Annotated in this window: 7 protein-coding genes; 2 read left to right on the top strand and 5 right to left on the bottom strand. The window is 72.1% G+C overall.

The genetic code is table 11. From position 1 onward, the window contains the following. Nucleotides 1-30: 30 nt before the first annotated feature. The 3 genes from ACWGIU_RS25300 to ACWGIU_RS25310 form a co-directional block, all read right to left on the bottom strand. Nucleotides 31-1,932: a glycosyl hydrolase family 18 protein gene (locus ACWGIU_RS25300; protein ID WP_453709379.1), complete on the bottom strand. Its 1,902-nt coding sequence runs from the start codon at nucleotides 1,930-1,932 to the stop codon at nucleotides 31-33. A gap of 125 nt (nucleotides 1,933-2,057) precedes the next feature. Beyond that, the gene (locus tag ACWGIU_RS25305; protein ID WP_453709381.1) at nucleotides 2,058-2,711 is read right to left on the bottom strand and encodes a response regulator; all 654 of its coding nucleotides are present in this window, start codon (nucleotides 2,709-2,711) and stop codon (nucleotides 2,058-2,060) included. Next, a complete protein-coding gene (locus ACWGIU_RS25310; protein WP_453709383.1) occupies nucleotides 2,708-3,892 on the bottom strand; it encodes a sensor histidine kinase in 1,185 nt (394 codons plus the stop codon). Before ACWGIU_RS25310 ends, ACWGIU_RS25305 begins: the two co-directional genes overlap by 4 nt. Nucleotides 3,893-4,055: 163 nt before the next feature. Here ACWGIU_RS25310 and ACWGIU_RS25315 point away from each other — a divergent pair, with 163 nt between their 5' ends. Next, nucleotides 4,056-4,646, top strand: coding sequence for a hypothetical protein (locus ACWGIU_RS25315; RefSeq protein WP_453709384.1), 591 nt, complete (start codon nucleotides 4,056-4,058; stop codon nucleotides 4,644-4,646). 160 nt (nucleotides 4,647-4,806) lie between these two features. Here the strand turns inward: ACWGIU_RS25315 and ACWGIU_RS25320 are convergent, their stop codons facing one another. Together ACWGIU_RS25320 and ACWGIU_RS25325 are read right to left on the bottom strand one after the other, a co-directional pair. Next, nucleotides 4,807-4,986, bottom strand: a complete 180-nt coding sequence (locus ACWGIU_RS25320; RefSeq protein WP_453709386.1) for a hypothetical protein — start codon at nucleotides 4,984-4,986, stop codon at nucleotides 4,807-4,809. Between the two features lie 83 nt (nucleotides 4,987-5,069). Further along, a complete protein-coding gene (locus ACWGIU_RS25325; protein ID WP_453709387.1) occupies nucleotides 5,070-5,990 on the bottom strand; it encodes a hypothetical protein in 921 nt (306 codons plus the stop codon). Between the two features lie 196 nt (nucleotides 5,991-6,186). Here ACWGIU_RS25325 and ACWGIU_RS25330 point away from each other — a divergent pair, with 196 nt between their 5' ends. Then, on the top strand, nucleotides 6,187-6,723 hold the full coding sequence (locus ACWGIU_RS25330) for a LysM peptidoglycan-binding domain-containing protein (RefSeq protein ID WP_453709389.1): 537 nt from the start codon (nucleotides 6,187-6,189) through the stop codon (nucleotides 6,721-6,723). The last annotated feature ends 37 nt before the right edge of the window (nucleotides 6,724-6,760 follow it).

The following is a 6,760-nucleotide window of genomic DNA, read 5'->3' on the forward strand; positions in this document are numbered from 1 at the left end:
GGGCGGACCCGTCTCCCCGGCTTCGGTCTTCTACTGCAGCCCGGTGTGGATCGCGTTCGCGAGCTCACCGTTCGAGGTGTCGCCGCTGAACTCCCAGAAGAAGGCTCCCTTGAGGCCCTGCTGCTTGGCCCAGGTCATCTTCCCGGCGATCGTGGCGGGGGTGTCGTAGCTCCACCAGTTGCTGCCGCACTTGGCGTAGGCCGTGCCGGCGACGGTGCCGGTGGCCGGGCAGCTGCTCTTGAGCACCTTGTAGTCCTCGATGCCCTGCTCGTACGTGCCCGGCGCCGGTCCCGTGGCGGTGCCGCCGGGGGCCGCCTGGGTCACTCCGGTCCAGCCTCGGCCGTAGAAGCCGATGCCGAGGTTGAGCTTGGCCCCGGCGACGCCCTTGGCCTTGAGCTTGGCGATGGCGTCGGCCGAGTTGAAGCCGGCCTGCGGGATGCCCGCGTAGGAGGTGAGCGGGGAGTGCGGGGCCGTCGGGCCCTGGGCCGCCCAGGCGCCGAAGAAGTCGTACGTCATGACGTTGTAGAAGTCGACGTACTGCGCGGCGCCGCCGTAGTCGGCCGCGTCGATCTTGCCGCCGCTGGAGGCGTCGGCGGTGATGGCGGCGGTGACCAGGCTGTTCGCGCCGAACTTGGCGCGGGTCGCCTGCATCAGGTTCTTGAAGGCGGCCGCTCCGCTGGTGTCGCAGGACAGGCCACAGGCGTTCGGGTACTCCCAGTCCAGGTCGATGCCGTCGAAGACGTCGGCCCAGCGCGGGTCCTCGACCAGGTTGTAGCAGGACTGGGCGAAGGCGGTCGGGTTGGCGGCGGCCTGCGGGAAGCCGCCGGACCAGGTCCAGCCACCGAAGGACCACAGGATCTTGATGTTCGGGTAGGCCTTCTTCAGCTTGCGCAGCTGGTTGAAGTTGCCGCGCAACGGCTGGTCCCAGGTGTCGGCGACGCCGTCGACGCTCTGGTCGGCGGTGTAGGCCTTGTCGTAGTCGGCGTAGGCGTCACCGATGGTGCACTGGCCGTTCTGGACGTTGCCGAAGGCGTAGTTGATGTGGGTGATCTTGCCCGCGGTGCCGGAGGTGACCAGGTTCTTCACGTGGTAGTTGCGGCCGTAGACGCCCCAGTTGGTGAAGTAGCCGAGCTTGACCTTGCCGCCCGGGTCCGGGGGGATCACCCCGCCGGTCGTCGTCACCGTCGCCGATCCGGAGGAGGGGCCGGTCTGGTCGATGGTGTCGCGGGCGGTGACGCTGTACGTGTACGTCGTGCCCTTGGTCAGGCCGGAGTCGGCGTAGCTGGTCCCGGTGACCGTGGTGATCTTGGTGGAGCCCCGGTAGACGTCGTAGTTCTTGACGCCCTTGTCGTCCGTGGCCGGGGTCCAGGTCAGGGTGAGGGAGGTGTCGGCGATGTTGCCCGCGGTGGGGGTGCCGGGAGCGGTGGGGGGAGTGTCGCCGGGCTGGGTGCCGCCGTCGCAGGAGGCGCCGTTGATGCGGCAGCCGCTCGGGGCGCCGGCGCCGGCGCCGTTGAAGCCGAAGCCGGCGGTCGCCCCGGGGGCGAGCGTTCCGTTCCAGCCGACATTCTTGGCGGTCCAGTGGGTGCCCGAGCTGGTGACGGTGGCGTCCCAGGCCGAGGTGACCGAGGTGCCCGCCGGGTAGTCCCACTCCACGGTCCAGCCGCTGAGGGTGGTGGTGCCGGTGTTCTTCACCACCCACTTGCCCTCGAAGCCGGAGCCCCAGTCGGAGACCTTGGTGTACGTCGCCGTCGCGGAGGCGGCCGCCTGGGCCGGGCCGGCCAGTGCGACCAGGCCGGTGACGGGCAGGGCGAGCGCGGCCACGATCGCCGCGACTCGGCTGAAGAACCGGGTGCGCCTGGTGCGGGGTGGGGATGCTGTGCTCAAGGGTGATCCTCCGTAGGTCCGTCGCGGTCGTGGGGCCGACTGCGACATGGGGGTGGGACCTGCGCCGCCCGTGAGCACGCTTTGTCATGGCACGCTCACCACAGTGATGCGGCGAGCGTAGAAAGGTCTGGACCAACCGTCAAGAGGTCCAGACCGGTGCGTGTCGAGCCGTCCTATATCCCCAACTCCTGCGCCAGCACCGCCGCTTGGAGCCTGCTGCGCAGCTCCAGCTTGCCGAGCAGCCTGCTGACGTGCGTTTTGGCCGTCGCCTCCGCCATCTCCAGGCGCACCGCGATCTCCGCGTTCGACAGGCCCTCGCCCAGAGCGCTCAGCACCTCCCGTTCCCGCCGGGTGAGGGAGGCGACCGCCGCGGCCCGCTCCGGCGTCGGGGCCGGCCGCGCCGGGCGGGGCGCCGCGAACTCCGCGATCAGCCGCCTGGTCACCGCCGGGGCGATCAGGCCCTCACCGCGCGCGACGGTCCGTACCGCCTCGATCAGGTCCGCGGCGTCCGCGTTCTTCAGCAGGAAGCCGGCCGCCCCCGCCCGCAGCGCCCCGAAGACGTACTCGTCGAGGTCGAAGGTGGTCAGCACCAGGACGTCGGCCAGGCCCTCCGACACCACCTGACGGGTCGCGGACACCCCGTCGAGCCGGGGCATCTGCACGTCCATGAGGACGAGATCCGGCCGTAGCTCCCGGGCCAGGCGCACCGCCTGCTCCCCGTCGCCCGCCTCGCCCACCACCTCGATGTCGCCCGCGCTGCGCAGGATGAGCACCAGCCCGGCACGGACCGCGCCCTGGTCCTCCGCCACCATCACCCGAATGGTCATGCCTCCACCGCTTTCTCGTCCGCGGGCAGTGTCGCCCGTACCTGCCAGACCACGCCGGACCGCCCCGCCGTGAACTCCCCGCCCAGCAGTTCCGTCCGCTCCCGCATGCCGATCAGCCCGGCCCCCGAGCCCGGGGCGCGGGGCCCCGGCCGGTTCCCGAACGGCGAGTCCACCCCCACCGTCAGCAGCCCGTCGGTGCGCGTCACGCGGACCGTGACCGTGCCCGGGGCGGCGTGCTTGAGGGCATTGGTGAGCGACTCCTGGACGATCCGGTACGCGGCCAGCTCCACGGGCGCCGCCGCCGGCTCCCCGGGCGGCCGGTCGTCGTGGAGCACGAACGTCAGCCCGCTCGCCGAGCCGTTCGTCCTGGCCTGCCCGAGCAGGGCGTCCAGGCCGTCCAGCGAGGGCACGGCGACCGGCTCCTGGTCGCCGCCGGCGTCCCGCAGCAGCCCGATCAGCCGGCGCATTTCGGCCAGTCCCTGCACGCTGTTCTCGCGGATCACGCCGAGCGCCTCCCGGCTGGTGCCGGCCTCGTCGATGGACAGCGCGGCGGTGGAGTGGATGGCGATGGCGGAGAGGTGGTTGGCCACCATGTCGTGCAGCTCCCGGGCCATCCGGGCACGCTCGGCGGCCACGGCCTGGCTGCGGTCCATCTCGGCGAGCAGCGCGGTCTGTTCGGCGCGCAGCCGGGCGGCCACGGCGGCCTCGCGGTGATTGCGCAGCGTGGCGCCGGTCAGGGCCGGGGCGAAGCTCACGATGCCGGTGATCACGCCGATCAGCAGGGCCTGCGGGGTGCGCAGCCAGGCGACGGAGGCGATGGTGACCACGACGGTGATCAGGCCGGTGGTGACCGGGAGCCGCCGGGCCATGGCCGGTTTTCCGTACACGACCGCGGCGTACATCAGGTCGGTGAAGATCACGACGGTGGTGAGGCTGCCGACCGTGAACTGGTCGGCGACCACCCCGATGGTGCCGACGGCCAGGGTCAGGTTCGGCTTGGTGCGGCGCAGCAGTTCCATCGAGCCGAGCGCCACGAGCGGGACCAGCGCGGCCCAGGCGGGCAGCAGGTCCCGGTCGGGGCTGCTGTAGATGCCGAGCGACCAGAACACCGTGCCCACGAACACGCTCAGCACCGAGAGGAGGACGTCGTCACGGTGGGGGCGCAGGCTTCTCTCGGTCACGGTCCCATCCAACAGGGTGCGTGGGCCCCGCACCTCGGCGGAGAGACCGAGGCGCGGGTACATCGAACGATGCAGGCCCACATGGTCACCGGCGACGACGTATCGGGCCCGCGCGGACGGGAGCCTGGGAGGGAACGTAGAACCCGAGCGGACGGAGAGTCCCATGATCGTCGCGCTGATCATCGCCTGCGAGGTCGGCTTCTGGGTATTGCTGGCGGCCGGTCTGGCCCTGCGCTACCTCGCGAAGATGCCCAGGCTGGGGGCGGCGGTCCTGCTGTGCGAGCCCCTGATGGAGCTGGTCCTGCTGGTGGTCACCACGCTCGACCTCAAGAACGGCGCCGAGCCGGACTGGAAGCACGGACTGGCCGCCCTGTACATCGGCTACACCGTCGCCTACGGCCACTACACGATCAAGTGGCTCGACGGGCACGCCGCGTACCGGCTGGCCGGGGGACCGAAGCCGGCGGGCGCCGGCTACGGGTCCGCGAGGGCCCGGCACGAGTGGAAGCTCTGGATCCGTACGGTGATCGCCGCCGCCGTCGCCCTGGCGCTGCTGCAGGTGGCGATCTGGTACGTGGGCGACGCGGGCGACGTCAGCTCGCTCAGGGGCTGGCAGTTCGGCGCCCTGCGCGCGGTAGGCATCCACGCCCTGGTCGCCGCGGCGTACACGATCCGGCCGAGCAGGGCCCCGGCCGTTTCGGCCGCCGCCGTGGAGCAGCCGCTCGCCCGTACAGGGCGATGGAGCCGGCGCTAAGGGCTGTCCCGTAATCCTCGGTGGATCGGCGCACGGCGTCGGATGCGGTGCATCGCAAGGCGGAGGGGCGCCCTCATACTGGGCGTATTCGGGTGTTCCGACAACGCGGCGAGGTGCCGTAGCCGGCGTCGTGCGCCCGCCGGGGATTACGGGACAGCCCTTAGCGGGGGGACGAGACCGGCGTCGGGGCGGGGGAGGCGACCCCGGGGCCCTTGTCGTCCGCGAGGACCTGGTAGCCGGAGGGCTGACCGGTGTCCACCGGGCTGCTGACCGTCACACCGACTCCGATCGCCAGAGCCGCCGCGATGATTCCGATCAGGCCCGCCAGCTTGCTGCGCATGTGTTGTCCCCCTGTGTGTACCCGGTGCGGCTCCCGTGTGGTGCGGTGGCCGCTCTCGACAGGACAAAGAGTGGCCGAGGCGCTTACCGGTCCGTTCCCCTCTCGATACCGCCCGCGGCCGCCCTGCGGGAACGGCCGTTCCCGGCCTGTTCCCGGTCCGGTTCCGTGGCCGCCGCGATCCGTGATCCCCGCGCGCTGACCAGCACATCCGTCCGCGTGGTGCCCGATTCGTACCCGGCCAGATCCAGCAGGGCCCGGACGGTCGCGCGGATCCCGGCCTGCTCCGCGTCGTGCAACGGCGCCGCCGGTCCCTCGGGGGCGATGTCGGCGACCAGGTGCATGCCGTCGACGGTCAGCGTCTCCACCCTGAACTTGGCGCCGGTCAAAAGCTCTTCGACGAGATAGGGGGCCGAGTGCCGCGCGTCGGCGGCCTGTTCGGCCCACCGGGCGAGTGCGGGGCGGTCATGTACCGGAACGGTCCACCAACATCCTGATCCGTCCGCGGACTTGATGACCACGGGCAGCGGGAAGTCCTCCGCCAGCGAGCACGCCTCGGTGACGGACCCGGCCTCCTCGGCACGCACCGCGGAGGTCCGGCTCTCATTGAGGATCCGCCGGATCGTCACCGCGTCCGGCAACCTGCGGGCCGCCTTCCCGCGGGCCGGCTTCCCGCGGTCGGCGGACAGCTCCCGCAGCACCTGCTCGGCCGCGGCCGCGGCCCCGCTGCCGAGGCCCTTCTCCAGATCGCCCGCGAGGTGGAGGACCTGCCCGATCCCGTGCCGCAGGACGGTTTCCGTCAGCAGGGCGCGCAGCGCGGCCGTGTCATCGAAGTCCACCCGGAGGAGCCGCTGCGGGGGCAGCTCCGCGGGAAGCCGCGCGTCCGGTGGGTGGGGTCCGGGATCGGACACCACCCAGACGTCCAGGCCCGCCACGATCGCGGCGCTCACGAGCCCGGGTCCCGGCCTGACCAGCACTACCCGCTCCGCGGCCTGTCTGATGATCACAGAAATCTCCTCCATCGTGTCCCACGATGGTGTGGCCGGGCCTTCCCGGTCCCTTCCCGCCGCGTTCCCACCTGGTCAGGGCCCGGACCGGGCGTCCCCCGGACGGCTCGGTCGCAGGGCCTGCGGACCCCCGGTGCAGGACAGTGGAAGGAGGGAACGATCCCAGGGGGAAACAGCACGCCGGAGGCGTACAGACATGGGACTCTTCGACTTCCTGAAGTCCGACAGGCACAAGGCGCACGACGCCGCCGAGAAGGCGAAGGAACAGGTGCAGGAGCAGGCGGGAGAGGCCAGGAGGGCTCCCTCGGGTTCGGCGGCCGACGCCGCTTCGGCCACCCGGGCCACCGCCGAGCGCAGGGCGGCGGCCGCGCCTCCCAGGCCCCCGACCCCGACCCCCAGGTCGGCCGCGCACAAGGCGGTGCCCGCCGCCCCCCGGCCGACCGTGATGCCGAAGCCCGCGGCCCCCTCCCCCACCGCGCGGGGCGCCATGCACACGCCCACCCCGCACTCGGCCGCGCACAAGGCGGTACCGGCGGCCCCGATGCGCGGGCCCGAGGCCCCCGCGAAGAAGCGCACGTACACCGTCCGGCGCGGCGACTCGCTCCCCGCGATCGCCCGTCACGAACTGGGCGACGAGGCCCGCTGGCGTGAGATCTACGCGATGAACAGGGGAGCCGTCGGCCCCCACCCCGACCTCATCCGCCCGGGCACGGTCCTCACCCTCCCCGGCTGACGTGTCCGACAGACGCGGAAGGGGCCCGGATCCTGGT

The organism is Streptomyces sp. NPDC054840 (assembly GCF_053611065.1).

What these genes read in the sequence shown, in the direction of transcription:
- ACWGIU_RS25305 (WP_453709381.1), bottom strand. Translation starts at nt 2,711, where the DNA reads ATGACCATTCGGGTGATGGTGGCGGAGGACCAGGGCGCGGTCCGTGCC.
- ACWGIU_RS25315 (WP_453709384.1), top strand. Translation starts at nt 4,056, where the DNA reads ATGATCGTCGCGCTGATCATCGCCTGCGAGGTCGGCTTCTGGGTATTG.
- ACWGIU_RS25330 (WP_453709389.1), top strand. Translation starts at nt 6,187, where the DNA reads ATGGGACTCTTCGACTTCCTGAAGTCCGACAGGCACAAGGCGCACGAC.
- ACWGIU_RS25300 (WP_453709379.1), bottom strand. Translation starts at nt 1,932, where the DNA reads ATGTCGCAGTCGGCCCCACGACCGCGACGGACCTACGGAGGATCACCC.
- ACWGIU_RS25320 (WP_453709386.1), bottom strand. Translation starts at nt 4,986, where the DNA reads ATGCGCAGCAAGCTGGCGGGCCTGATCGGAATCATCGCGGCGGCTCTG.